This is a genomic window from Mycolicibacterium sp. XJ2546 (genome assembly GCF_053483195.1).
Genome location: NZ_JBEFRW010000014.1, coordinates 1 through 25018 on the forward strand (window position 1 = coordinate 1; position 25018 = coordinate 25018).

Below are 25018 nucleotides of genomic sequence, written 5' to 3' on the forward strand. Positions count from 1 at the left end.
CACCGCCCACCGCTCCGGACCCTTAACAGCCATGACCGGCTCCTTCCAGGATCGTGACGGCAGAGACGGCCGTCGGCCCACCGATATTGTGCGCCAAGGCGATCCGCGCTCCGTCCACTTGGTTGACCGCGTCTCCACGGAGCTGCTGGAAAAGCTCGACGCATTGCGCCACCCCGGTGGCCCCCGGTGGATGGCCTTTGGCCTTCAGTCCGCCGCTGGGGTTGACCGGCAGCGCACCGCCAACACTGGTGACGTCGGTCTCGACAAGCTTGTAGCCACCGAAGCGCTCTGCGAAGCCGAGATCTTCATAGCTGATCAACTCGATGCCGGTAAAGAAATCGTGGACTTCGGCCACATCGACGTCGGCGGGTGTCATACCGGCCATGGTGAATGCCTGCTTGGCCGCCCGGACCGTCGCGGGAAACGTCGTCATATCCGGTTTGTGTTGATGCATCACCGAATCCAAGCCCAGGCCGACTCCCCTCACCCACACAGGCCGGTCGGTGAAGCGGTCGGCCACGTCTTCGGCAGCCAGGATCAGCGCTGCTGCACCGTCGCTTTGCGGAGCACAGTCATACAACCCGAACGGCGTGACGATCACCGGCGCCTGAAGCGCCTGCTCGATGGTGATCTCGAAGCGCAACCGCGCCTTGGGGTTGTTGACGCCGTGGCGGTGGTTCTTCACCGCGACCATCGCCAGGTGCTCGCGGGTAGCGGGTGACTCGTGCAGGTAACGCCGAACGTGCAGCGCGAATCCGGCAGGCGAGACGAGGCCCAGCGGGTAGTCCCACGCCATGTCACGGGCCATCGCCTCCCACTCCCACACCATGTCCGCTGATGTGGTGTCGCGCAGCTTATCGGCTCCCATGACCAGAGCGACGTCGAAAGCGCCAGAGGCGACGGCGAACAACGCGTTGCGTACCGCGTCGTTTCCGGTGGCGCACGAGTTTTCCACCCGGGTGACCGGCAGGTCGGGCAATCCGAGCGTGTCGGCGAGGATTCCGGCGGGGAACCCGTCGGCGGTGCCCATCGCCCCGAACCAGGCGGCCTGCAGGTCGTGTTTGGCGATGCCCTTGTCCACGCTGGTTGCACACTCGGCGAATGCCATCGGCAGCAGGTCTTTCATGCCGAGCGCGAAATGCTCGCCGAACGCTGTCATTCCGGCGCCGACGACCGCGACGCGTCTCATGCCACGACCTGTTCTGGCTCGAACATGTAGCCGTAGTCGGGCACGCCGCTGCGCACTGCGACGCGGCGCAGCGCCAACCGGCCGCGGTCACCGATGTCGACCGTGCCGGGCGCGGCTCCGGTCACCTTGACCAGCGCGCGGACCCCGACGCCGTCGAGTTCGACGATCACCAGCGAATAGGGAGTGCGCAGACCGGGCACCGGCATCTGCACTGTGGTCTCGGTGTACACCGCTCCCGTTCTGGGCAGCGGCACCAGTTCGTAACCGGTGGACAGCGTCCCGTCGTCGGCGAGCCGGTAGCGCGGCGGAAAGTCCAGCGTGTCGCCGTCGGCGAAGCTGCCTGCTTCCCAACGGGTTTTGGCTTCGAAGGCCCGCTCGTATGCGGCCAGTGAGATCGGCAGATCGGCGTCTGCGACGTACTGGCCGTCGGGCATCGGTTGCGGCGGGGGCTCGCGGCGGTGCAGTTCGGCCACGCCTTCGGTGACCGTGATGCCGGACAGGGTGGCTTGTTCGACCGCCACCAGTGGCCCCGTCGCGCTTCGTTCGGCCATCCCGGCTAGCGCGAACAGGCTGGAGCTCGCCCCGACGGTCGGCAACTCGGGCGGATCGCCGATGCTCAGCTCCACCGCGGTGGCGTGGTCCACCCCGGCTACCGCGGCCGGGGTGTCCAGCCAGGCGGCTTCCAGGGAGGCGATGAGTCCCCGCTCGTGCAGCAACCGGGGGTCGCCGTAGTCGTGCACGTCGCCGGTCGCTTTGCGGGTGCGCACCGGAAGGCTGCGCGCGATGCGCGCCGCGGTGCGGACCTTCAGGCCGCGCTCGGCGGTCAGGACGGCGGCGGCGCCGGCGGGTTCGAGATCGCTGCCGATAATCAGCGTGCGCGGCCGCGCCGAGCTCAGCGCGTCGACGGTCGCGGGCGCGCCACCGAGGCGTTCGTCGACTTCCAGTTCCGGGTCCAGGCCCAGCCCGGCCAGCAGCACCGCGGCGCTGCTGCTGTCCAACATCGGCATGTTGCGGCTGACCAGGACGACGCGTTCTACTGCGCCACTAGCCAGCAACGCCGCACGGCCGGCTTCGACGGCCAGCGTGATGGCGTCTTCGTCGTCGCCCGGCACCCGGCGTGTGGGGCTACCCCAACACGGCAGGTAGGTGCCGATCGAAGCGACATGGGGCATTTGGTGATCCAGAACCTCTCAGCAACCTAGGTGACCGCGCCGGCCGTCTTGAGTTCGATGATGCGGTCCCAATCCAAGCCGAGTTCCAGCAATATTTCGTCAGTTTGCTCTGCAAAGCTGGGCGCGGGTGCGGTTTCAGGCGCCTTGACATCGAACTGCACCGGGTTCGCGACCAGTTCGAGCTCGCCCGCGGGCACCAGATATTCGTTGGCGCGGATTTGGGCGTCCTCGGCCGCCTGCAGGGTGTCCTGCACCGGCGCCCACGGTCCGAGCAGCGTCGCGAAGCGTTCGCTCCACTCGGCGAGCGGGCGCTTGGCCATGGCCTCTTTGAGGATCTCCGTTGCGGCCTCGGTGTTCTCCGCGATCGACTCGGTGGTGGCGAACCGCGGGTCGTCGATGAGTTCCTCGAGGTCCATGTGGCGGCACACGTCGGCCCAGAACTTGGTGGGCTGCATCATCACAAAGGAGATGTAGCGGTCGTCGGCCGTCGGGTACAGCCCGACAAGGGGGTTGATCGGCGAGCCGTGCACGCCGGGCGGAAACGCCTCCATACGTTGGCCGAGGTGTTTGGTCAGCGCGACGGTATGGCCCAGCGACCACAGCCCGCTGCCCAGCAGGGAGACGTCGACGACCGACGTCTCGCCGGTCCGCTCGCGCTTGAGCAGCGCGGCGGCGATCCCGCCGGCCAGGTTGGTGCCGGAGATGGTGTCGCCGTAGGCCGGTCCGGGTGGACCGACCATGCCGGGGGTGCCCGGTGGGGTGATGGTCGCGGCGGTGCCCGCGCGGCACCAGAAGGCGGTCATGTCGTATCCGCCCTTCACCGACTCCTCACCGCGTGGGCCCAGCGCGCTGCCCCGCGCGTAGATGATCGCGGGGTTGACCGCGCGGATGTCGTCGACGTCGATGCTGAACTTCTCACGATGCGCGGGCAGGAAGCTGGTCAGGAACACGTCGGCGCGGCGGGCCAGGTCCAACAGCACTTCTCGGCCCTCCGGCACCGACATGTCCAGCCCGATGCTGCGCTTGCCCCGGTTGGCGTGCTCGATGTTGGGGTTGGGGTCGCCTTCGACGCGCAGCAGCCCGGTCTGGCGCAGACCGCGCTGCGGATCACCCGTCACCGCGTGTTCGACCTTGATGACGTCGGCGCCCCATTCGCGCAGCACGGCACCGGCGGACGGCACGAAGCCGTACATCGCGACCTCGAGGACGCGGATTCCCTCCAGTGGCTTGCTCATTGCTGCCCCACCACCGTCGCGAACGTCTTGGATTCCAAGAATTCCTCCAAACCTGCGGTGCCCATTTCGCGTCCGATGCCCGACTGTTTGTAGCCGCCGAACGGGCTGTCGGGGCTGAAGTAGTTGCCGCCGTTGATGGAGAAGGTGCCGGTGCGGATCCGGCGGGCCACCCGCAGCGCCCGCTCCTGGCTGCCGAACACCGCCCCCGACAACCCGTAGATCGAGTTGTTGGCGATGCGCACCGCGTCGTCGTCGTCCTCGTAAGCGATGATGGCCAGCACCGGCCCGAACACCTCCTCCTGGGCGATCTCGCTGTCGGGGTCGACGTCGGTCAGCAGCGTGGGCGTGTAGAAGAAGCCGGGATCGACCTTCTGGCCTCCGGTCACCAGCGTGGCGCCCGCTTCGACGGCCCGCTTGACCATGCCGTCGACCTTGTCGCGCTGCTGCTCGCTGATCAGTGGCCCCATGTAGATGCCCTCGTCGGCCGGGTTGCCGTACCGCACCAGACCGAAGTTGTTCTTGACCAGTTCGACGATCTCGTCGTGGTGTTTGCGTGGTACCAACAGCCGCGACGTCAGCGCACAGCCCTGCCCGGCGTGGGTGACCATGCTGAAGGCGCTGAACAACGCGGCGGTGTTGAAGTCGGCGTCGTCGAGCACGATCGCCGCGGACTTGCCGCCCAGTTCGAGAAAGACGCGCTTGAGGGTCTCGCTGGCGGCCGACATGATCCGCCTGCCGGTCGGCGTCGAACCGGTGAAGGTGACCATGTCGACGTCGGCGCTGATGGTCAACGCCGCACCCACATCGGGATCGGCCCCGCTGAGCACGTTGACGACGCCGGCCGGGATGTCGGTGTGGTTGGCGATCAGCTCGCCGAGCGCGAGCGTGATCAACGGGGTGTCCGGCGCGGCCTTGAGCACGACGGTGCACCCGGCGGCCAGTGCGGGACCGAGCTTGGCCAGGGCCAGCTGGTTGGGATAGTTGTAGGCGATGATCGCGGCCACCACGCCGGCGGCTTCCTTCTCCACCCAGCGGTGATGTTGCATGCCGCGGCTTTCGATGTTGCCGAGGTCTTCGGTCATCGGATAGCTCTTCAGCAGGTCGGCGTAGTACCGCACGATCGCGATCGGCTGGTCGAGCTGGGCTCCCGCGCACAGCGCGGGCGTCGCGCCGACTTCGGCGATGGTCAGGTCGGCGAGTTCGTCGCGGTGCTCGACGAGCGCCTGATGCAACTGTTCCAGGCACCTAATACGAAGCTGCGCATCCGTCGCCCAGGCGGTTTCGTCGAACGCTCGACGCGCCGCTGCGACCGCCGCGTGGGCGTCGGCGACGGTGGCGTCGGGGGCGTGGCCGAGCACCTCGCCGGTGGCCGGATTAACAGAACGAAACGTCCGCGAGGTCTCGAGCAGCTGCCCGTCGATCAACATGCGTCGGTCGGCTTTCCCGGCGGCGGTGTCCGCCGGCTGATTGCCCTTCGGGATCGTGGTCGCTTCCTGCATCGTCCTCCTCAGCACACGTCCCATCTGGTGCAATGTGATGGAAACTTCATTCTCATCCTCGGCGAATCATACATTCGTACGAAGAGAACTCAAGGAAATGATCAGAATCCCTGCTGCCTGCGCTTTAATGGTGCGACAATCGTCGGCTCGACGTCTCATCGATGCGAATCGAACAGGCGTGATGTCTTGCGGGATCACAGTTGCCGAGAGTACGGTTCTCATATTCGGAAGGACGATTCTTGATAGTTGACGTTCGGGCGGTGGCATGAAGAACGCCGTCGTGACCGGTGGTGGTTCGGGCATCGGAGCTGCCATCGCGCATCGGTTGCGCGCCGACGGTCTGCACGTCGCCACGATCGACATCACTGCATCCGACGCCGAGTTCGCCTACACCGCCGATGTGACCGACCGCTCGCAGATCGATGACGCGCTCGCCGCGGTGCGCGCCCAACTCGGGCCCGTGACGGTTCTGGTCAACGCGGCCGGCCTGGAACGCTTCAAGCGCTTCACCGACATCACGTTCGAGGACTGGCAGAAGGTGATCGACGTCAACCTCAACGGTGTCTTCCACTGTGTGCAGGCCGTGCTGCCCGACATGATCGAGGCCGGCTGGGGCCGCATCGTCAACATCTCCTCGTCCAGCACCCATTCCGGGCAGCCGTACATGTCGCCGTACGTGGCGGCCAAGTCGGCGGTCAACGGGCTGACCAAATCACTGGCGCTGGAATACGGGCCGAGCGGCATCACGGTCAACGCCGTGCCGCCCGGGTTCATCGACACCCCGATGCTGCGCAAGTCCGAAGAACGCGGTTACCTCAAGGTGCAGGAGAGCATCGACACCACGCCGGTGCGCCGCATCGGCAGGCCCGAGGACATCGCGGCCGCTTGCGCGTTTCTCGTCTCGGAGGAGGCGGGCTATATCACCGGACAGATCTTGGGCGTCAACGGCGGCCGAAACACCTAACTGCCGATAACGAAAGGACACAACGAAGTGGGACGCGTACAAGGAAAGGTCGCATTCGTCACCGGCGCGGCGCGCGGACAGGGCCGCAGCCACGCGGTGCGGCTGGCCGAAGAGGGCGCCGACATCATCGCGGTCGACCTGTGCCAAGACATCCCGACCATCGGTTATTCGATGGCCACCCCGGAGGACCTCGAGGAGACCGGCAAGCTCGTCGAGAAGACCGGCCGCACCGCGGTGACCGCGCAGGCCGACGTCCGCGAAGCCGCCCAGCTGCGTGAGGCGTTGGAGCGCGGTATCGGCGAGTTCGGTAAGGTCGACATCGTCGTCGCCCAGGCGGGCGTCGCCGGCATGAAAGGCCAACCGCCGCTTCAAGCCTGGGTCGACGTCATCAACACCAACCTGGTCGGCACGATCAACGCGATCAACGTCGCGCTGCCGCATCTGTCTGAGGGCGCGGCGATCGTGGCGACGGGATCCACCGCGGCGCTGATGGACACCCACCAGAAGAACGATCCCGGCAACGATCCGGGTGGCATGGCCTACGTGCACTCCAAGCGCGCGCTGTCGGCGTACGTCCACGACCTGGCGACCGAACTGGCCCCGCGCGGCATCCGGGCCAACGTGGTGCATCCGACCAACTGCAACACCGACATGTTGCGCAGCGAACCGATGTACCGGTCGTTCCGCCCCGACCTGGAGAAGCCGACGCTGCAGGACGCCGAGCCGGTGTTCTATGTGCAGCAGGCGATGAAGGTGCCGTGGATCGAGCCCGAGGACATCAGCAACGCCGTGTTGTGGTTGGCCTCCGACGAAGCCCGTTACGTAACCGGGATGCAGATACGGGTGGACGCCGGCGGCTATCTCAAGTGGTACGACTACCACAACTAACCGGAGGTCAACGCAGATGAAGGTTTACGTCGACTCCGAACGGTGCCAGGGCCACACGCTGTGCGCGATGATCGCGCCGAATTCGTTCGAGCTCAGCGATATTGACGGCACCTCGTCGCCGGTCAACGAAGTGGTTCCACCGGATCAGCAGGACGCGGTGCGCGAAGCCGCGCAGTCCTGCCCAGAGCAAGCCATCACGATCGAAGAGTGACCCAGCAGAACACAGGAGAGCAGACGTGAGCGTCGACGACTTGAGCGCCGCCGACAGCGATCGCAAGAAGAATCGGTATCACTTCGATCGCCACACACCGGAATACCGGTTGCAGTTCGAAAAGATCACCGAGGAAATGCAGTCCCGGTGTCCGATCGCATGGACCGACACCTACAACGGGCACTGGGTCGCCGCCGACAGCAAGTACGTGTTCGAGCTGGCGCGCTGCCCGGCGGTGTCCAACCATCACGACATCACCGGCGAGACACCGTTCCAAGGCATCACGATCCCGAAAGCCAGTCGGGCCACCGTCGTGCGCGGCGGGATCCTCGAGATGGACGAGCCCGAGCACAGCATCTACCGCGGCGCGCTCAATCCGTATCTGTCGCCCGCCGCGATCAAGCGCTGGGAACCGTTTGTCGATGAGATCACCCGCGCCGCACTCGACGAACACATCGAAAGCGGCCGAATCGACTTCGTCGAGCACCTGGCCAACGTGGTGCCCGCGGTGTTCACGCTCGCGATGATGGGCATCGAGCTCAAGAAGTGGAACGTCTACAGCGAGCCCACCCACGCGTCGGTGTACACCCCCGAGCACGCACCCGAGCGCGAGAAGATCAACGAGCAGCACCGCGAAATGGGCATCGACATCATCAACAACATGATGGAGATCCGCGAGAATCCGCGTCCCGGCCTGGTCAATGCGCTGCTGCAGTTGCGCATCGACGGTGAACCCGCGCCCGACATGGAGATTCTCGGCAACCTCGGTCTGATCATCGGCGGCGGCTTCGACACCACCACCGCGCTCACCGCGCATGCGCTGGAGTGGCTCGGCGAGCACCCCGACGAGCGGGAACGGCTCAGCCGTGAGCGCGACACGCTGCTGCACCCGGCGACCGAGGAGTTCCTGCGCTTCTTCACGCCCGCGCCCGGGGACGGCCGCACCTTCGCCGAGGACGTCGAGGTCGAAGGTCAGCAGTTCCAGAAGTTCGAGCGGCTGTGGCTGTCGTGGGCGATGGCCAACCGCGACCCCGCGGTGTTCGACAAGCCCAACGAGATCGTGCTGGACCGAAAAGGCAACCGCCACTTCAGCTTCGGGATAGGAGTGCACCGATGCGTGGGGTCCAACGTCGCGCGCACGGTGTTCAAGTCGATGCTGACGGCGGTGCTCGACCGGATGCCCGACTACGTGTGTGACCCGGAAGGCACCGTGCACTACGAGACGATCGGCGTCATCCAGGGCATGCGCAACCTGCCCGCCACCTTCACCCCGAGCAAGCCGCTGGGCCCGGGCCTCGACGAGACTCTTGAGAAGTTGCAACGCATTTGTAACGAGCAAGACCTCGCGCGACCGATCACCGAACGCAAGGAACCTGCCGTTATCACCTGAAGAAGTCACCCAATCCCCCACCGGGTGGTTTGATATGCAGCCAGGAGGACGTTGGTGAAATCGTTGAAGGCCCTGAAGGCGCTCATCGCGGCAGTGACGCTGGTGACGGCGGCGACATTGATAGCACCGCCCGCTGCGGCGATGATGACGTGGGGTAACTACGACGTGCTCACCAATAGATACAACCGGGCGTCGTGGGTGTGGTTCATCACGCCGTGCAATCCGCACAAACAACCGGACTGCGCGGCTGTCAGCGGGATATCGCGGTTGAAGTTCTACTACGAATACGACGGCGAGGCCTTCCTCAAAGACGGCCGCTACACGATGACCGTCGACGTGCCCGACGGTCTGCAATGCCCCGGGCATGTGATGCCCACCCGCGACACCTATTCCTGGGACGAGGTGTCGTTGGCCGGCACCATCGACTCGGTGTACGACGTCGGCTGCTTCGGTGGTCCGCCGGGAAGCCAGTTCTGGACGTTCGCGCTGCGCCGGCTGTAAGGATTTGTGTGCGTTTTGTTGCGCTGAGCGCGCATAAACGCACACAAATCACGTGAAGCCGGGCGGAGCGATGAAGCCGCCCAGCAGCCTTTCGATGTGCCGCGCGACCGTAAGCGTGGTGCGGTCCTCCAGATAGGGGCCGACGACCTGCACCCCGACGGGCAGCCCAGTCGCGGTGCGACCGACGGGAACGGCCGTGGCGGGCAGATACGCCACGGTGGCAAGACCCACCCAGCCGAAAAGGTCGAAGTACGAACGACTTTCCTCGCCAAACGGGATGAGCCGTTCGATGAACGGCTCATGGTGGTCGTGCGTGACGGCGGGCACGACGGTGACGGGCATCAGCAGCACGTCCACGTCACCGAAGAAGTCCGCCATCTTGGCTCGCAGCAGTTGGCGCCGCTCGTCGGCCGACATCCACTGGCGGTGCAGCAGTGTCGATGTCGTGTCCATCAGCGGGTACAGCAATATTTGGTGCAGACCGACCAGTTCGGCAAGCGTCACCGGAGGTTTCGCGTCGACGAGCCGCGCACCGGCCCCCGACAACGCGGTCACGGCCGCGTCGAGCACCGCGCCGACGTCGGACTCCACCGGGTAGTCCGCGTCGTCGAGCCATGTGGCTATCCGCAACTCACCCAGCGTCGACGCGCGCGCCGGCGGCAGTTCGAGGCGCCAGCCGACGGCCGACAGCTCGGTCGGTCCCGCGAGCACGTCGAGCGCGGCTTCGAGGTCGGCGACATCGCGTGCCATGGGACCCATCACCCCGAGATCGCTTTCGGCCAGCGCCCCCGGTGGCGGCGGCAGATGTCCGCGCTGCGGCACGATGCCCCAGCTCGGCTTATGCCCGCACACACCGCACCAATTCGCGGGCACCCGAATGGATCCGGCGATATCGCTGCCGAGTTCCAGCGCGGTCATCCCGGTGGCCAGCGCAGCGGCCGCACCGCCCGACGAGCCGCCTGGGGTGCGGCTGGTATCCCACGGGTTGTTGGTGGTGCCGAAGATGGGATTGTACGTCTGCCAGTCGGCGGCGCGGGTCGGCGTGTTGGTCTTGCCGAAGATCACCGCACCTGCCGCGCGCAGCCGCCGGACTGCCTGCGCGTCGTGGTCGGGCACACGGTCCCACTCGGGATGCCCAGCGGTGGTGCGCATCCCCGCGGTGTCGTAGGTGTCCTTGACCGTCATCGGCACACCGTGCAATGGGCCGACGGTCTCGTTGCGCGCCAGCGCGGCATCGGCGGCGTCGGCCGCGCGGCGCGCGGCGTCGGGATCGATTGTCACAACGGCGTTCAGCGGCGGGTTGAACCGCTCGACACGGGACAGATGGTGCTCGAGCAGTTCACGGCTGGACAGCTCGCGCCGCCGAATGGCCTCGGCCAGGCGGCGAGCGGGCTGTAGCGTGATATCGGTCATGGTCCCCATCCGTAACGCTGCCGAATTGCGTTGAACCGCTGCCACATCTGCGTGATGCGCTCGCCGCGGTTCACGGTTGCACTATCGCGCGGCAGCACATCGCCCAGGTCGGCGACCTTGACGAGTCGGGTGTGCAGTTCGGCGGGCGCGCCGTCGAGCATGTGCCGGTAGGTGAGGTTTCCGCGCTCGAAGCCCTGGGTGTCGATCCAGTTGTGGTACCCCGGATCCTGATGTGCGAGCACCAGGCGGATCTTGCCGTCACCGTCGACCGCGGTTCGGCTGGGCGTGTAGCTCACCGGCCGGTAGAGGTAGTCCATGCTGGTAAAGAACACACCCATGTTGGTCAACATCCACAACCCCTCGTGGGCGTCGAACTCGACGACGAGCGCTTCGTCGGGGCCGATCACCCAGTGCATGTTCGCCGCCGCGCGGCCACGCCTGGCGTCCGCGTCCGTTCGGTCGACGTCGGGGAAGCGGTTGGGGTGTTCGGCGTCCACCCCTCCGTAGCGGAACGGGTACTCGGGCCAGTCGTCCATCAGCCCGGTCACGAAATCGCCTGCCCACTGCATCGCCTCGACCATCGACGCCGCGGTGGGTGGCGGTTTGGGGGTTTCCATGCCGACGCGCTCGATCCGCATCCGCGCGGGCCGTTCCTGCCAGGAGTCAAAGCCCTGCCGAATGAAGAGTTTTCGTGAGCCCGGTGTAGTGGGCAGCCAGTTCGGCCCGCGCTGCGGGCCGCCGATGTAGATCTCGAACGCGCCGTCGGGTTCGACGTCCAGCCGATCGCCGAACAGGTTCACCTCGGGCACATCTCCGAAGGGTTCGGACAGCACGCCTGGCCCGTCGGACCTCGGCCCCTGCACGGTGATGTTGAAAAAGCGTGCGGTGCCGCGCTCCCCGACGAGGCGATAGGTCGACTGCCCGTCGATCCATGCCTGCTGGTAGAGAAAGTCCGCACAGTCGCCGCCGAGCTTGCGGGTGGGGTTGCAGAAGGTGTGGATGGCCGGGTAGCGGCTGTCCTTGGTTTCCAGCGCAAGGTCGAAGGCCTGGCCGAGGTTCTGGGTGAGGAATCGGAAGCCGTCGGCACGCTGGAGACCCGTGGGGGCGTTGTGGTCTTTGAACACCCGTTGGCCCGCCGCCTTGAGCCGGTCACAGAACTCTCCCCACGCCGCGTTCAGCGCGGCGTCATCCGGGCCGTCTCCGAACGCCATCGCTCTCCCCTATGCGCCGAGTCTTTCGAGCATGGTGGTTACGGTCTCACAGCCGCGACGCGCCGCGTCGAACTGTCCTTCTGCCTCGATGCGCGGCCCGATCAATTCCAGGTCGAAGCCGTGGGTATAGCCGCCCGCGAGCGCCAGCACAATGAACTGCTCGATCGGGATCGCGCCGTCGCCGGGTACGGCGCGCGCCGGCAGGGCGCGGTCGCCGAGCACGTAGTCGCTCAGCTGGATCTGTCGGGTGATTGGCAACGCCTGCTGTACCAGCCCGGCAAGGCCCGCTTCGGCCCAACAGTGGAACAGGTCGATGCAGACACCCAGCCCCGCCATCTCGGCCAGCGTGATCGTGTCCCGAAGGGTGTGGGCGATGTGCATATCGGCGTATAGCGCCGAGGCATTTTCGATCGCCAGCGTCACCCCCGCGCTTTCGGCCTGCCTGACGCAGGGCGCAACCGCCGCACAGAACCGCTCGGCGGCCTGCTCCCAACTGTGCTCGCCGCGGCCTCCGGTCAGCATGTAGACGACGCGCGCGTCCACCGCCGCGGCGGCGTCGATGACCCGGGACAGGGCCGCGGTCGAGCGGAACAGGTGGTAGACCGAGTCGACCACATAGCCGTGCCGGGCGACGAGCTGCGCCAGCTGCGGGTCGGTCAGCTGGGTGTCGATGAGGCTCAGCCGCCGCAGGCCCAGCGACTGCCAATACCGGTGCAGTTCGCCCGACGGCGCACCGAGGAAGGTCACGCTGTGCACCGAGAGCCGTTCGTGCACGGTCAGTTCCGCTTCTCGATCTCGACGCCGAACCGTTCCCGGAACGGCCGGAATTCCTCGTGCAGCGCGCCGAGGTCCTCTCCGATGTCGGTCAGCACCGATGTCGAATAGCGGAACTTGCCGTGCCGGTCGCCGGGATTGTTCACCAGGTAGGCCCGCATCGCCGCCTCCGCGTGCGCGCTCAGCGACCGGCCGCAGAAGTCGTAGAACCGGCGCACGGTGCCGACCTGGTCGGCGATGAAGTCGGTGTAGCGCACGTGCAGGATCCGCGGGTCGCTCACCAGCGGGTTGGTCATCGTGTTCTCGATGCTCTCGCGGGTCAGGTCCAGGTGCATCTTTGCCGCTGCCTCAAGGTCGATGGAGCCGACGATCCCTTCACCGATGTCGGCCATCATCATGGTGCGCGACGCCGCCACCTGGACGGGGTCGCGGTGCAGCCATAACAGCTTCGCGTCGGGATAGGCCGCAAACAGCTCGTTGAGCCGGAATCCGTGGAAGCCCTTGAGCACCCACTGTTTACGTGGCCGGCGGTATTGGAACTGTTGCAGCATCGCCTTGTGGATGCGGTACTGCGCCGTGGGGTCGGTGGGCAGGCCGCCGACGACAGTCGGCATCGGCACTCGCCACCACGCTGTCGGTGTCATCACCCGGAAGTCGAAGGCCCAGGTGCGTTCGTCCTCGGGCAGACCGTCGCCGAGCATGTCGTTGTACGGGTGGCTGTGCAGCCACTTCGGTAGTTTGGCGTTGATCTCACGCCAGTCGGCGTCCGCGCGGGCGCGGCGGGGATCGTCTGCTGCGGCGAGCCCTGGTGGCGGTGACGGGTACATCACCTCCCAGAAGCGCAGGGCGCGTGCGTCGGGGTCGACCGACATCAGCGCGTGCATCAGCGTGGTACCCGAACGCGGTTCGCCCGTGACGAACATGGGTCGCTCGATCACTTCGCCCGCCAACGGATATCGGCGACGGTCTTCGAAGAACTGCAGCCGCGTGGTCAGCAGCCAGTGACACACCTCGGCGGCCCTTCGCGCACCGTCGGCGTCCAAGCCGATGCTGTTCAGGTGCTCGACGACCAATGCGAATCGCTGCGGCAGGCTGACGTCACCGTAGTCCTGTAGTCCGGTGTCGGCCTGCGCCCGGTCCAGCATCGCGGTCGCGTCCAACCGTGCGCTCACCGCACTTCTCCACACAGCCGAAGAAGTTCGTCCTCGGCCTCGCGCACGTGCTGGGCCGACGCCGCCGCGTGCCGCAGGCCCGCCATCCCGCCGTAGTCGAGAATCTTGGGCACCCGCAGGCCCGCATCGACGTAGTCCTTGACGGTGTGTGCGACCTGTTTCGGTGTGCCGTGCGGGATCACCGCCAGGATCATCTCGGGCTGCACCGCTGCAAGAAAATCGAGAATCCGTTCTCGGGTGAGCACCGCGGGGTCGATGTCCTGATAACCGCGCCAGTTCTCCCCCATCGGGTGCTCGTAGCCGAATTTGCGCAGTAGCGGCGCCGATACCTGCAACAGGAACGCCTTCACCAGCGGTGCCGTCAGGATCTCCGCGAGCGCGGCGTCGTCGCGTGCGATCAGGCACACCTGGATGTAGCACGGGGTGATGGCCATCGGATCGCGGCCGGCCCGGTCCGCGAAAGACCTTACGGCGGTGAGCTTTTGCGCGTAGTCCTCGGGCGTCCATGCGCCGGTCGGCCACCAGCCGTCGGCGTAGCGCCCGACGATGTCCAGCGTGCGCTGCCCGCTTGCCCCGATCCAGATCGGCGGGAACCGGTCGCCGTAGGGTTCGGTGTCTAGACGCGCGTGGCGCAACCGGTAGAACCGCCCGTCGAAGTCGACCGGGCCGTCGCTGTCCCACAGCAGCCGGATCACGTGCAGCGCCTCTTCGAAGCGGCCGACCGGCCTGGTGAAGTCGAACCCGTAGGGCACGGTGTTCTCGGTCTCGCCGCTGCCGAGGCCGAGGATGAAGCGGCCCTTGGCCAGCTGGTCGATGGTCAGCGCGCTTTGGGCAAGCAGCGACGGATGACGTCGCACCGTGTCGACGACGCTGGTCACCAGCGGGACGTTGCGGGTCAACACCGCCGCAGCGGCCGCGACCGCCATCGCGTCGAGGTGCCGGTGCGGCGACTTTGAAACCGTTGCCAGATCGGTGAATTCCGGTGTCCAGATGGAGTCCGGCCAGAAGCTGACCATGTGGTCGGGCAGCCAGATCGAGTGGTAGCGGCCGCTGTCCAGCTCGGGCAGCTGCGACAGGTCCAACGGCAGGGTGGTGCGCAGGTAGGCGGCCGGCTGAACCTTCACGGCTTCCTTCGTGCCGAACGTGGATTACCGTCACGCGAAACCGCCGGATGGCGTGAAGCATGCCCACACTCGCGGCTCATGATCGGCCGATCTCGGACAGAAACGTTTGGGTGTGGGCAATAAGGCCGGTCAACGTCTTCGGATCGCCGGTGCACAGCTGGAATGCGGTCTCGGTGATCAGTGAGATGTCCTCGGTGTCGGTCTTGGCCAGGTCGAGTGCGCCCGCACCCTCGGTGGCGACCGGATTCGTCGGCGCCGCGGCGTTGACCGCGATGCCGTCGTCGTACAGTTCGGCCGCAAGGCTTTTCGTCAGCCGGTTCAGCGCCGCCTTGACCGTGCCGTACACCCCGAACCCGGCGCTGCGGTCGAACTCCGAGAATGGTGGACCCTCCGGCAGGTCGCCGCCGACCGACGTCACGTTCAGCACCCAGCCGCGCCCGCGCTCGCGCATCGCCGGGATCGCCATCTGCGCGAGATGCAGCGGCGCCATGACGTGCATCTCCATCATCAACCGCACTCGTCGCTCGGGGAACTCGTCGAGGGGCCGCAGGAACGTCACGGCGGCGTTGTTGACCAGGATGTCGGGCGCACCGACCTCCTGCACCACCTCGCCGAACAACCGGCTGCGCTGCTCGCTGTCGGACAGATCGGCCGCTACGGCGATGGCCGATCCGCCCGCGGATTCGATCTCCTCGAGCGTCTGGCGCAGCGAACCTTGGTATTTGGGATCGGGCTCGAGTGTGCGGGCGGTCAACGCGACGGTCGCGCCTTCGGCAGCCAGCCGCTGCGCGATCGCCTTACCGAGGCCTCGGCTGCTACCCGTCACCAGCGCGACCTTGCCGTCACACGACATCGTGGAACCTCCTACGTGCGGGGAATGCCTGCGAGTTTGTCGGCGAACTTGACTTCGGCGGCTTGTCGCAGTCGCAGCAGGTGCTCGGACGGAAACGCATCCGGCGCGGGCTCGACATCTTTGAGCAGCAGCCGCGCCAGCGTCACCTTGTGCACCTCCGTGGGCCCGTCGGCCAGACCGAGCACGAACGACTCCGTCAGGTACTGCACGAACGGCATCTCATGCGAGGTGCCCAGCGAACCGTGCAACTGCAACGCCCGCGCCGACACGTCGTGTAACACCTTCTGCATCATGGCCTTGACGGCGGAGATGTCCGCGCGCACCGCCTTGTAGTCGTTGTACTGGTCGATCTTCCACGCGGTCTGCAGCGTCAGCAGCCGGAACGCCTCGATCTCCATCCACGAGTCGGCGATCATCTCCTGCACCATCTGCTTGTCGGCCAGCACCGAGCCCTGGGTGTAGCGCGACACCGCCCGTTCGGTGAGCATGTCGAAGATCCGTCGGACGAGCCCGACGGTGCGCATGGCGTGGTGGATGCGCCCGCCGCCGAGCCGGGTCTGGGCCACCACGAACGCACCGCCGCGCGGGCCCAGCATGTGGTCGTCGGGAACCCGGACGTTCTCGTAACGGACATATCCCTCGCGCCCGCCGCCGCCGAGTGGTTGGTAGCCGAGCCCGACGTCGCGCAGCACGTTGATACCCGGGGTGTCGCCGGGCACCACGAACATCGAATAGCGTTCATACGGCGGCGCTTCGGGGTCCGTCATCGCCATCACGATGATGAACGACGCCATCGACGCGAAGGACGAATACCACTTCTCACCGTTGATGACCCAGTGATCGCCGTCGCGGGCGGCGGTGGTGGTGAAGACTTTCGGGTCGGCGCCGCCATGGGGCTCGGTCATCGAGAAGCACGACACGATTCGGTTGTCCAGCAGCGGCTCCAGATACCGCTTCTTGAGTTCGGGCGTGCCGTAGTGCGCGAGGATCTCGCTGTTACCGGAATCCGGCGCCTGCGAACCGAATACGATTGGCGCGCATTCAGACCGGCCGAGAATCTCGTTGAGCAGCGCGAGCTTGACTTGACCGTAGCCGGGACCGCCGAGGTGCGCCCCCAGGTGGGTGGCCCACAGCCCGCGCTCCTTCACGATCTCTTGCAGCGGGGGGATCAGCGCCTGGCGCACCGGATCGTTGAGGTCATGCGACTCCTTGACGATCAGGTCGATGGGCTCGCATTCCGCACGCACGAAGGATTCGACCCACGCCAACTGCTCGGCCCACTCGGCGTCGGTCGTGAAATCCCAAGCCACAGTTCGTCCTTCCGTAAGCGCTTCAGGAGTCCGACCACTTGCGGCGTCGCTGCGCAGCTTCGTCGGTGGCGTGGCTGAGCACCTGATTGCGGTTCTCCAGCTCGAGCGCGGCGTCCAGCGGTGCGTCGGTGTTGGCCTGCAGCGCGCGCTTGGTCAGCTGCACACCCAACGGGGACAGGTCGGCGATGCTCGTGGCGATCTCGAATGCGCGCTCGGTCAACCGGTCCGGTTCGACGATCTCGCTGACCAGGCCACGGCGGTCGGCCTCCTCGGCGTTCACCGCGCGCCCTGTCAACATCCAGTCCGCCGCCACGCTGGTTCCGACGATGCGCGGCAGGTGATAGCTCATGCCCATCTCGGCGCCGGACAGGCCGAGCAGGATCGCGGCGTTGGCGAACGATGCTGCCGTCGAACAGATTCGGATGTCGGCGGCCAGCGTCAGCGCCAGGCCCGCGCCGACGCACGGTCCGTTGACTGCGGCGATGACCGGTTGCGGCAACGCGCGGATAGCCTCGGGCAGCGCAGCCATCGCCTCCTGGAACCGCATCCGTTCGATCGCCGGTGCGGTCGCCGCCAACATTCCCGGTCCAAAGTTGCGCACGTCGATGCCGGCGCAGAAGCCGCGCCCGGCGCCGGTCAGCGCGACCGCGTTGACCGTGGTGTCGGTAGCGATCTCGGCGAATGTCTGCGTCAGTTCGTCGCGCATCACCTCGTTGATGGCATTGAGCTGTTTGGGCCGGTTCAGTTGGAGCACAACGATACCGGGCCGGTCCCGGTCGATCAGCACCGTCTCGGCCATGTCAGACCCGCTCGAGGATGGTCGCGGTACCCATGCCGCCGCCGGTGCACATCGTGACCAGCCCGGTGTTCAGGTCGCGACGCTCTAGTTCGTCGACCACGGTGCCGATGAGCATCGCCCCGGTCGCTCCGATCGGGTGGCCGAGCGCGATCGCCCCGCCGTTGACGTTGACCCGGGCTGGGTCGAGGTCGAGGTCGCGGATCGTCTTCAGCGGCACTGCCGCGAACGCCTCGTTGATCTCCCAGAGGTCGATATCGTCGGCCCGCATACCGGCCTTCTCCAGACACCGCTGGGCGGCCGGTCCCGGTGCGGTGAGCATGATGACCGGCTCGCTGCCGATTGCCGCCGTGCACCGGATCCGGGCCCGCGCGGCAACGCCGTTGGCGTCGAGCCACCGTCGGGAAGCGACCGCAGCCACCGCCGCACCGTCGACCACACCCGAAGAATTGCCCGCATGGTGCACGTGGTCAATGGCTTTCAGCCCCGGATACCGGTCGAGACAGATCTCGTCGAACGTGGCGACCTCACCGTCAACGCGCTCGGCACCCATTCGTGCGAACGCCGGTGGCAGCTTGGCCAGCTTCTCCAAGGTCGTACCCGGCCTCGGATGTTCGTCACGGTCGAGGACGACACCGCCGTCGACGTCGGTGACCGCGATGACCGAGCGGTCGAAGTATCCCGCCGCGATCGCTTCGGCGGCGCGCCGCTGGCTCTTGACGGCGTACGCGTCGACATCCTCGCGGCTGAACTTCTCCAGCGAGGCGATCAGATCCGCCGAGATGCCCTGCGGCACCGTGGGATGGCGTTCGCGAAACTCCGGATTGTCGCCGTCGATCGTCGGAACGCCGACGCTGAGGTCCCAGCGCGACATCGACTCGACACCGCCGGCCACCACCAGGTCCTGCACGCCGCTGGCCACCCCGGTCGCCGCGACCGTGATCGCCTGCTGCCCCGAACCGCAGAACCGGTTGAGCGTCATTCCCGGCACGGTTTGCGGCCAGCCCGCCAGCAGCACCGAGAGACGGGCGATGTCGTCGCCGTGCTCACCGGTCAGAATCCCGTTTCCGGCGATGACGTCGTCGACCTCAGCGGGGTCGAAACCCGTTCTGGCGCAGAGAGCTTGTAGGCACTGGGCGAACAACTTCTGCGGGTGGATCCCGTTCAGGGCGCCGTCCGCCCGACCACGGCCTCTGGGTGTGCGTACGGCGTCGACGATCCAGGCGTCCATGTCAGCGCCGCGGCAGGCCGAGCACCTGGGTGGCGATGATGTTGCGCTGAATCTCCGAGGTGCCGCCGGCGATGGTTCCGGAGAAGCTGCGCGCATAACGCTCGAACCAACTGGCGAAGTAATGGTCGAGGTTCATGTGCTCGTACCGACCCGTCGTCGACGGATGAATCAGCCCGTCGGCGCCTGAGGCGGTGAACGCGGTGTCCATCGCCCGCATCTCGGCCTCCGAACCGAACAGCTTGAGCACCGACACCGAGGCGGTGTCCATCTCACCGCGGGCCGCGCGGGCCAACGCCGCCGAACCCATCGCCCGCAGTGCCTGGTAGTCCATGATCGCCGTCGCGTATTGGTCACGCTGCAGTGCATCGCGTGGGCGGAAGTCGGAGATCATGTTGTCGATGCGGTCGGCGAAGCCGAGCCACATCATGGTGCGTTCATGGCCGAGCGAGCCGTTGGCGACGGCCCAGCCGCCGTTGAGCGGACCGACGAGGTTCTCTGCGGGAACCCGCGCGTCGGTGAAGAACACCTCGTTGAAGTCCTTGTTCTCCTCACCGCACAGGTCCGCGAACGGCCGACACACCACCCCGGGGGTATCGGTCGGGATGATCAGCACGCTGATCCCCTTGTGTTTGGGGGCATCCGGGTCGGTGCGGACGAACGTCAACAGGAAGTCGGCGTCGTGCGCACCGGACGTCCACACCTTCTGGCCGTTGACGACGAAGTGGTCCCCGTCTAACACCGCGCGGGTGCGCAGCGACGCCAGATCGGAGCCGGCGCTGGGCTCGCTCATCCCCAGCGACGCGGTGACCTCGGCCTTGAGCACCGGCACCGCCCAGCGCTGTTTCTGCTCATCGGAGCCGAACGAAAGCAGCGACGCCGCAACGATGTTCACGCCCTGGGGGTTGAAGCTGTGATAGATACGGCGGCGGCAAAGCTCGTCGAGGTGGACGAACTGCTGCAGCACCGTGGCGTTACGCCCACCGAACTCCGGCGGCTGGGCGGGCAGTAGCCAGCCGTTGTCGAACAGCAGCCGCTGCCAGTCCCGGGCCCACTGCGGCATGTGCGACACCGAACGCGGGCGCTCCAGGGTCTGCGCCTCCGAGGGCAGATGCTCGTCGAGAAACGCCGCGAATTCGGCGCGGAACTGCTCGACGTCGGAATCAAAAGTCAGCTGCATGAAACTCCTCGGCGATGATCGCGCGATGCTCGGCGGCACCGCCGAGCAGATGCTCGCCGGCCTTGGCCCGCTTCAGCGCGAACTGCAGGTCGTTTTCCCAGGTGAAACCCATGGCGCCGAACAGCTGCAGGCCGTGGCGGAACACCACTGCCTGGGCCTCACCTGCCGACGCCTTGGCCATCGCCGCCGCCAGCCGCCTGCGCGGGTCGTCTTCGGCGATCGTCAACGCCGCAAAATACGCGAGCGCACGCGCGCGTTCGGTGGCGACGTGCATGTCGACGGCCTTGTGCTGGACGGCCTGAAACGAACCGATCGCGACGCCGAACTGCTGGCGTTGCTTGACGTGTTCGAGCACCAGATCCAGGATGCGCTGGCAGGCGCCGACGGTGGTGACGGCCATCCCGGTCAGCGCGACATGGCGGGCCCGCTCGGGGTCGGAGCGGACCCGCGCGGTGTCGGGCACCCGCACGTCGGCGAACGACACCTCGGCGACGTGCAGCACGGGATCGAAGACCGGGCTGCGCCGCGTCGTGGTCCGGTCGGCGTCGACGATGAAGACGCCGGCCTCGGTGACGACGGCAAAGCGCTCGGCGCGGTCGCCGTCGAGCACGTGTCGGGCCGTGCCGTTGAGCACCCAACCGTCGGTGTCGCGGTGCGTGCTCACGCCGTCGTACACCGCGGTGCCCGCCTGTTGCGGATCGAAGCGGTCACCGGCCAGCGGGGCGAACTGGGTCAACGTCGCCAGAAACGGGGTGGGGTCGGTGGCCCGGCCCAGTTCCTCGAGCACGATCGTCAGCTCGACGGCGTTCTCGGCGTCGCTGAGCTCGGTCCAGCCCGCGTCGACGTAGGTCTTCCACAGCGGCGCGGGGTCGACGCCGTTCTCCGCGATCCCCCGGATCAACGAGGCCGGGCACTGCTTGGTCACCGCATCTCGCACGGTCTCCTGCCAGAGCCGCTGGTCGGCGTCGAACTCCAATAACACCAAGGCCTCCCGGGATAAGTCAGACCGTACGAGAATAACATTCTCGTTAGACGCTGTAACCGTTCTCGGTAGAGGACTACCACGTTTCGGCCGACACATGCCAAGCGACTGACCAGCGCACACTCTGACCTGCACCGAAGTAAGCGATCTGCTGGAGAACACAATTCTTGCCTTTGAAGAACAAGGCTTTACTATGGGGATATGCCCGGCGTCTGCGCGTGCCGGCGCCCCACATGGAAATCGGTCGAAGAGACCGACATCGGAGGCCTGAGGTGATCGAACATCCCGGCGGCGAGAAGACGCCCGTTATCGACGCGAGCGTGCACATCTTCAGCAAGTCGAACAAAGACCTGCGCCGCATCCTCAACGAGCCGTTTCGCAGCCGAGGGTTCCCCGACTACGAGATGGACTGGTACGGCGCTCCCGGCGGCGAATACGCTCCGGGCACCGAAGGGCCCGACCGGCAATATCCCGGCTCCGATCCGGAACTGGTCGGAAAGCACCTGTTCGACGACGGCGGCGTGGACGTCGCCGTTCTGCACCCGATGACCCGCGGCATCATGCCGGATCGTCACCTGGGCACCGCGCTTGCCGCCGCCCACAACGAGATGCTGGTGTCACGCTGGCTCGAGGACAACCCGTACGGCGAGCGATACCGCGGCACCATCCGGGTCAACCCCGACGACATCGTCGGCGCGCTGCGCGAAATCGAAAAGTACAAAGATCATCCGCGCGTCGTACAGATCGGGGTGCCGCTGCAGTCCCGCGAGCTGTACGGCAAGCCGCAGTTCTGGCCGCTGTGGGAGGCCGCGGTCGAGGCCAACCTGCCGGTTTCGGTGCACATCGAGGTCGGTGCCGGTATCTCGTTCGCGCCGACGCCGTCCGGCGTGCCCCGCACCTATGAGAACTACGTCAGCTTCATGGCGCTCAATTACCTGTACCACCTGATGAACCTGATCGTCGAAGGGGTATTCGAAAGGATGCCCCCGTTGAAGTTCGTCTGGGCGGACGGAGCCGCCGACCTGCTGACGCCGTTCATGTGGCGGATGGACTGCTTCGGCCGGCCGCACCTCGAACAGACACCGTGGGCGCCCAAAATCCCCAGTGACTACCTGCCCGGCCACACCTACTTCATCCAGGGCGCGATGGACGGACCTGGCGACACCGAGTTCGCCGGTGAGTGGTTCGGCTTCACCGGTAAGGACGACCTGGTGATGTACGGGTCGAGCTATCCACACTGGCAGCTCAATAAGCTCGCCGTGCCCGCGTCGTACACCGCTGAACAGCGCGACAAGCTGTGCTGGCGAAACGCCGCGGAACTCTATGGCATAGACGTCGGGGCCCAGGTCGGCGCAAAGTGATAGAAGACTTGAATTGAGGAGGCCACGATGACGGTCACAGTGACAGAGCGGAAGCCCGCAGCCGAGCGCGTCGCCATCCGTTGCGTCGATTCCGACGTGCATCCGACGCCAAGGGCCGGCGAGCTGACGCAGTACATCCCCGAGCCGTGGCGCAGCAAGTACTTCCTGACGCGCCGGATCGGCGACCAGATCTACTACGACGCGCCGGACTACGCACACGCCTATGCGATGCGCGTAGACACGTTCCCATCGGACGGCAATTTCGCCGGCAGTGACCCCGACTTGGCGTTCAAGCAGTTGATCATGGAAGCCGGTGCCGACATCGCGATCCTCGAGCCGGCCGCTTACCCGGCCCGGTTCCCCGAGGTGAACCATGCGATGAGCGTCGCGCTGAACGACTGGCAGGCCAACCATTGGCTGGACAGCCACAACAACTGGCATGAGCGGTGGCGGGGATCCATCTGCCTGGCGATCGAGACCCCGCAGGACGCCGCCCGCGAGGTCGAGCGCTGGGCCGGCCATCCCTACATGGGGCAGATACTGATCAAGGCCGAGCCGCGCCCGTCATGGGGTGACCCGAAGTACGACCCAATCTGGGAAGCCGCCACCAAGCACGACATCACGGTGAGTTGTCACCTGTCGCGCAGCCACCACGAGGAGCTGCCGATTCCGCCGGTGGGCTTCCCCAGCTACAACCACGATTTCATGGTCACCTATTCGTTGCTGGCGGCGAATCAGGTGATGAGCCTGATCTTCGACGGGGTGTTCGACCGCTTCCCAGCGTTGCGAATCGTGCTGGTGGAGCACGCGTTTACCTGGATCCTGCCGCTGATGTGGCGGATGGACGCCATCTACCAGGCCCGCAAACCGTGGGTGGACATCAAGCGCAAGCCGTCGGAGTACGTCAAGGACCACATCAAGTTCACCACCCAGCCGCTGGATTACCCCGAGGACAAGACGGAGTTGACCCGCGCGTTCGAGTGGATGGAGTGCGAGAAGATCCTGCTGTTCTCCTCGGACTATCCGCACTGGACGTTCGATGATCCGCGCTGGCTGGTCAAGCACCTGCCCCAGCATGCGCGCGAGGCTGTGATGTTCCGCAACGGGATCGAGACGTACAAGCTGCCAGAGACCGTTCCGGCGCTCGAGGGCCAGGTGCGGGTGTTCTGAGTTGACCGACCAAAAGAAACCGCCCCGGTTGGCGCAGGGGCGTGAACACGTCGTCGCCACGGTCGACGAAATCCCGTCCGGGACACACAAACTCGTGCCGATCGGCCGACACGGCGTCGGCGTCTACAACGTGAACGGGACGTTCTACGCGATCGCGAATTACTGCCCGCACGAGGGCGGCCCGCTGTGTTCGGGACGCGCACGAGGCCGCACCATCGTCGACGACAGCGTGCCGGGGGATGCGGTGATGGTTCGCGATCTCGAGTTCATCTACTGCCCGTGGCACCAGTGGGGTTTCGAACTGGCCACCGGCACCACTGCCGTCAAACCCGAATGGAGTATCCGGACCTACCCGGTCCGGGTCGTTGGTAACGAGGTGCTGGTCCAGGCATGACGACTCTTGTTGGCGCGAGCGTGCGTGTTTGCACACCCCACGCCGCGGAAAATCAGCAGTTTGCGCACGTTCGCGGAGGCTCAGCATGACCACCACCGAGAAGTCCGGGCGCACGCTCAAGCGCGGCGAAAAGGTTTTCGAGGTCAACGGCGGCGACGTCGTCTACGAGATCCTCGGCAAACAAGGCGATTTCATCGCGTTGACGCCCGGCGGCCGGTTCAGCAAGGATATCGAGGGGCTGCGGCCGCTGGCCCAGGAGCTCGTCAAGGGCGGCTACCGCGTGCTGTTGTGGGACCGGCCCAACTGCGGCAAATCGGACGTCCAGTTCTACGGGCAGAGCGAATCGCACATGCGCGCCGAGACGCTGCACGCGCTGATCACCGGGCTCGACATCGGCCCGTGCATCATCGCCGGCGGGTCGGGCGGCGCCCGCGACTCGATGCTGACCACGATGCTCTACCCCGAGATCGTGCGGAAGCTGGTGGTGTGGAACATCGTCGGCGGCGTGTACGGGTCGTTTGTGCTCGGCTCCTACTACATCGTGCCGAGCATCCTGGCCGTCCGCGGCGCCGGTATGAAGGGTGTGGTCGCCGTCGAGGAATGGAAGCAGCGCATCGCCGAGAACCCCGCCAACCGCGAGCGGTTCCTCGCCATGGACCCCGACGAGTTTCTCAAGCTGATGCTGCGCTGGCTCAACGCCTTCGTGCCGAAACCGGGCCAGACCATTCCCGGCGTCGAGGATGAGATGTTCGACAACATCAAGGTTCCCACGCTGATCATCCGCGGCGGGGAGAACGACATGGACCACCCGAAGCGGACGTCGCTGGAGATCAGCTGTCTGATCAAGGGTTCGACGCTCATCGACCCCCCTTGGCCCGAGGATGCCTGGGAGCGCGCCGGTGAGGCTCGTGCGTCGGGAAAGGTGAAGCGGTTCAATATGTTCGACACGTGGGTGCAGGCCGCGCCCGCGATCCTGAACTTCCTGGACGGCTAGATGACGC

The 25018-nt window shown here is 66.2% G+C and carries 24 protein-coding genes; 9 read left to right on the forward strand and 15 right to left on the reverse strand.

The features are described 5' to 3' along the window. Window positions 1-22 precede the first annotated feature (22 nt). From ABQE44_RS19885 to ABQE44_RS19900, 4 genes are read right to left on the reverse strand one after another with little or no spacing between them, the layout of a single operon-like run. The gene (locus ABQE44_RS19885) at window positions 23-1189 is read right to left on the reverse strand and encodes a thiolase C-terminal domain-containing protein (RefSeq protein ID WP_448395314.1); all 1167 of its coding nucleotides are present in this window, start codon (window positions 1187-1189) and stop codon (window positions 23-25) included. Continuing rightward, window positions 1186-2361, reverse strand: a complete 1176-nt coding sequence (locus ABQE44_RS19890) for a Zn-ribbon domain-containing OB-fold protein (protein WP_448431471.1) — start codon at window positions 2359-2361, stop codon at window positions 1186-1188. Before ABQE44_RS19890 ends, ABQE44_RS19885 begins: the two co-directional genes overlap by 4 nt. A 26-nt stretch (window positions 2362-2387) precedes the next feature. Further along, a complete protein-coding gene (locus tag ABQE44_RS19895; RefSeq protein WP_448395316.1) occupies window positions 2388-3596 on the reverse strand; it encodes a CaiB/BaiF CoA transferase family protein in 1209 nt (402 codons plus the stop codon). Further along, window positions 3593-5095 (reverse strand): aldehyde dehydrogenase family protein, encoded by a 1503-nt coding sequence (locus ABQE44_RS19900; protein WP_448431473.1) that lies wholly within the window; start codon window positions 5093-5095, stop codon window positions 3593-3595. The genes ABQE44_RS19895 and ABQE44_RS19900 overlap by 4 nt, the downstream gene beginning before the upstream one ends. Before the next feature lie 265 nt (window positions 5096-5360). On the opposite strand from ABQE44_RS19900, the gene ABQE44_RS19905 reads away from it, so the two are divergent. The 5 genes from ABQE44_RS19905 to ABQE44_RS19925 all read left to right on the forward strand — a co-directional run bounded on the left by ABQE44_RS19905 (window position 5361) and on the right by ABQE44_RS19925 (window position 9049). Further along, the gene (locus ABQE44_RS19905) at window positions 5361-6059 is read left to right on the forward strand and encodes an SDR family NAD(P)-dependent oxidoreductase (protein ID WP_448395318.1); all 699 of its coding nucleotides are present in this window, start codon (window positions 5361-5363) and stop codon (window positions 6057-6059) included. A gap of 27 nt (window positions 6060-6086) precedes the next feature. After that, window positions 6087-6947, forward strand: coding sequence for a mycofactocin-coupled SDR family oxidoreductase (locus ABQE44_RS19910; RefSeq protein ID WP_448395319.1), 861 nt, complete (start codon window positions 6087-6089; stop codon window positions 6945-6947). 16 nt (window positions 6948-6963) lie between these two features. Next, window positions 6964-7158, forward strand: a complete 195-nt coding sequence (locus ABQE44_RS19915) for a ferredoxin (RefSeq protein WP_448395320.1) — start codon at window positions 6964-6966, stop codon at window positions 7156-7158. A 25-nt stretch (window positions 7159-7183) separates the two neighbouring features. Then, window positions 7184-8548, forward strand: a complete 1365-nt coding sequence (locus ABQE44_RS19920; protein WP_448395321.1) for a cytochrome P450 — start codon at window positions 7184-7186, stop codon at window positions 8546-8548. A gap of 63 nt (window positions 8549-8611) precedes the next feature. Then, window positions 8612-9049 (forward strand): hypothetical protein, encoded by a 438-nt coding sequence (locus tag ABQE44_RS19925; RefSeq protein ID WP_448395381.1) that lies wholly within the window; start codon window positions 8612-8614, stop codon window positions 9047-9049. 48 nt (window positions 9050-9097) lie between these two features. On the opposite strand, the gene ABQE44_RS19930 is transcribed toward ABQE44_RS19925, so the two are convergent. The 11 genes from ABQE44_RS19930 to ABQE44_RS19980 form a co-directional block, all read right to left on the reverse strand. Further along, window positions 9098-10462, reverse strand: coding sequence for an amidase family protein (locus ABQE44_RS19930; RefSeq protein ID WP_448431475.1), 1365 nt, complete (start codon window positions 10460-10462; stop codon window positions 9098-9100). Further along, window positions 10459-11673 (reverse strand): DUF1214 domain-containing protein, encoded by a 1215-nt coding sequence (locus ABQE44_RS19935; protein WP_448395323.1) that lies wholly within the window; start codon window positions 11671-11673, stop codon window positions 10459-10461. Before ABQE44_RS19935 ends, ABQE44_RS19930 begins: the two co-directional genes overlap by 4 nt. Window positions 11674-11682: 9 nt before the next feature. Beyond that, window positions 11683-12447 carry a sugar phosphate isomerase/epimerase family protein gene (locus ABQE44_RS19940; RefSeq protein ID WP_448395324.1) on the reverse strand — a complete coding sequence of 255 codons (765 nt, stop codon included), beginning with the start codon at window positions 12445-12447 and terminating at the stop codon, window positions 11683-11685. Between the two features lie 2 nt (window positions 12448-12449). After that, window positions 12450-13619 (reverse strand): sulfotransferase family protein, encoded by a 1170-nt coding sequence (locus ABQE44_RS19945; RefSeq protein ID WP_448395325.1) that lies wholly within the window; start codon window positions 13617-13619, stop codon window positions 12450-12452. After that, on the reverse strand, window positions 13616-14743 hold the full coding sequence (locus ABQE44_RS19950) for an LLM class flavin-dependent oxidoreductase (RefSeq protein WP_448431477.1): 1128 nt from the start codon (window positions 14741-14743) through the stop codon (window positions 13616-13618). Before ABQE44_RS19950 ends, ABQE44_RS19945 begins: the two co-directional genes overlap by 4 nt. Window positions 14744-14819: 76 nt before the next feature. Then, complete coding sequence (locus ABQE44_RS19955; protein ID WP_448395327.1) at window positions 14820-15596, reverse strand: SDR family NAD(P)-dependent oxidoreductase; 777 nt, start codon at window positions 15594-15596, stop codon at window positions 14820-14822. Between the two features lie 11 nt (window positions 15597-15607). Further along, a complete protein-coding gene (locus ABQE44_RS19960; RefSeq protein WP_448395328.1) occupies window positions 15608-16906 on the reverse strand; it encodes an acyl-CoA dehydrogenase family protein in 1299 nt (432 codons plus the stop codon). Window positions 16907-16928: 22 nt separating this feature from the next. Beyond that, window positions 16929-17705, reverse strand: a complete 777-nt coding sequence (locus tag ABQE44_RS19965) for an enoyl-CoA hydratase/isomerase family protein (RefSeq protein ID WP_448395329.1) — start codon at window positions 17703-17705, stop codon at window positions 16929-16931. Window position 17706: 1 nt separating this feature from the next. Continuing rightward, window positions 17707-18933, reverse strand: a complete 1227-nt coding sequence (locus ABQE44_RS19970) for an acetyl-CoA C-acetyltransferase (RefSeq protein ID WP_448431479.1) — start codon at window positions 18931-18933, stop codon at window positions 17707-17709. 1 nt (window position 18934) lies between these two features. Next, complete coding sequence (locus ABQE44_RS19975; protein WP_448431481.1) at window positions 18935-20110, reverse strand: acyl-CoA dehydrogenase family protein; 1176 nt, start codon at window positions 20108-20110, stop codon at window positions 18935-18937. Next, a complete protein-coding gene (locus tag ABQE44_RS19980; RefSeq protein WP_448395332.1) occupies window positions 20094-21092 on the reverse strand; it encodes an acyl-CoA dehydrogenase family protein in 999 nt (332 codons plus the stop codon). Before ABQE44_RS19980 ends, ABQE44_RS19975 begins: the two co-directional genes overlap by 17 nt. A 233-nt stretch (window positions 21093-21325) precedes the next feature. Between ABQE44_RS19980 and ABQE44_RS19985 the strand changes: the two genes are divergently transcribed. The 4 genes from ABQE44_RS19985 (at window position 21326) to ABQE44_RS20000 (ending at window position 25011) form a co-directional block, all read left to right on the forward strand. Next, window positions 21326-22453, forward strand: coding sequence for an amidohydrolase family protein (locus tag ABQE44_RS19985; protein ID WP_448431483.1), 1128 nt, complete (start codon window positions 21326-21328; stop codon window positions 22451-22453). Window positions 22454-22480: 27 nt separating this feature from the next. Next, the gene (locus tag ABQE44_RS19990; protein WP_448395334.1) at window positions 22481-23623 is read left to right on the forward strand and encodes an amidohydrolase family protein; all 1143 of its coding nucleotides are present in this window, start codon (window positions 22481-22483) and stop codon (window positions 23621-23623) included. Between the two features lies 1 nt (window position 23624). Then, window positions 23625-24017, forward strand: coding sequence for a Rieske (2Fe-2S) protein (locus tag ABQE44_RS19995; RefSeq protein WP_448395335.1), 393 nt, complete (start codon window positions 23625-23627; stop codon window positions 24015-24017). Window positions 24018-24102: 85 nt separating this feature from the next. Next, window positions 24103-25011 (forward strand): alpha/beta fold hydrolase, encoded by a 909-nt coding sequence (locus ABQE44_RS20000; RefSeq protein WP_448431485.1) that lies wholly within the window; start codon window positions 24103-24105, stop codon window positions 25009-25011. The last annotated feature ends 7 nt before the right edge of the window (window positions 25012-25018 follow it).

What these genes read in the sequence shown, in the direction of transcription:
- ABQE44_RS19885 (WP_448395314.1), bottom strand. Translation starts at nt 1,189, where the DNA reads ATGAGACGCGTCGCGGTCGTCGGCGCCGGAATGACAGCGTTCGGCGAG.
- ABQE44_RS19890 (WP_448431471.1), bottom strand. Translation starts at nt 2,361, where the DNA reads ATGCCCCATGTCGCTTCGATCGGCACCTACCTGCCGTGTTGGGGTAGC.
- ABQE44_RS19895 (WP_448395316.1), bottom strand. Translation starts at nt 3,596, where the DNA reads ATGAGCAAGCCACTGGAGGGAATCCGCGTCCTCGAGGTCGCGATGTAC.
- ABQE44_RS19900 (WP_448431473.1), bottom strand. Translation starts at nt 5,095, where the DNA reads ATGCAGGAAGCGACCACGATCCCGAAGGGCAATCAGCCGGCGGACACC.
- ABQE44_RS19905 (WP_448395318.1), top strand. Translation starts at nt 5,361, where the DNA reads ATGAAGAACGCCGTCGTGACCGGTGGTGGTTCGGGCATCGGAGCTGCC.
- ABQE44_RS19915 (WP_448395320.1), top strand. Translation starts at nt 6,964, where the DNA reads ATGAAGGTTTACGTCGACTCCGAACGGTGCCAGGGCCACACGCTGTGC.
- ABQE44_RS19930 (WP_448431475.1), bottom strand. Translation starts at nt 10,462, where the DNA reads ATGACCGATATCACGCTACAGCCCGCTCGCCGCCTGGCCGAGGCCATT.
- ABQE44_RS19935 (WP_448395323.1), bottom strand. Translation starts at nt 11,673, where the DNA reads ATGGCGTTCGGAGACGGCCCGGATGACGCCGCGCTGAACGCGGCGTGG.
- ABQE44_RS19955 (WP_448395327.1), bottom strand. Translation starts at nt 15,596, where the DNA reads ATGTCGTGTGACGGCAAGGTCGCGCTGGTGACGGGTAGCAGCCGAGGC.
- ABQE44_RS19965 (WP_448395329.1), bottom strand. Translation starts at nt 17,705, where the DNA reads ATGGCCGAGACGGTGCTGATCGACCGGGACCGGCCCGGTATCGTTGTG.
- ABQE44_RS19970 (WP_448431479.1), bottom strand. Translation starts at nt 18,933, where the DNA reads ATGGACGCCTGGATCGTCGACGCCGTACGCACACCCAGAGGCCGTGGT.
- ABQE44_RS19975 (WP_448431481.1), bottom strand. Translation starts at nt 20,110, where the DNA reads ATGCAGCTGACTTTTGATTCCGACGTCGAGCAGTTCCGCGCCGAATTC.
- ABQE44_RS19985 (WP_448431483.1), top strand. Translation starts at nt 21,326, where the DNA reads ATGGAAATCGGTCGAAGAGACCGACATCGGAGGCCTGAGGTGATCGAA.
- ABQE44_RS19990 (WP_448395334.1), top strand. Translation starts at nt 22,481, where the DNA reads ATGACGGTCACAGTGACAGAGCGGAAGCCCGCAGCCGAGCGCGTCGCC.
- ABQE44_RS20000 (WP_448431485.1), top strand. Translation starts at nt 24,103, where the DNA reads ATGACCACCACCGAGAAGTCCGGGCGCACGCTCAAGCGCGGCGAAAAG.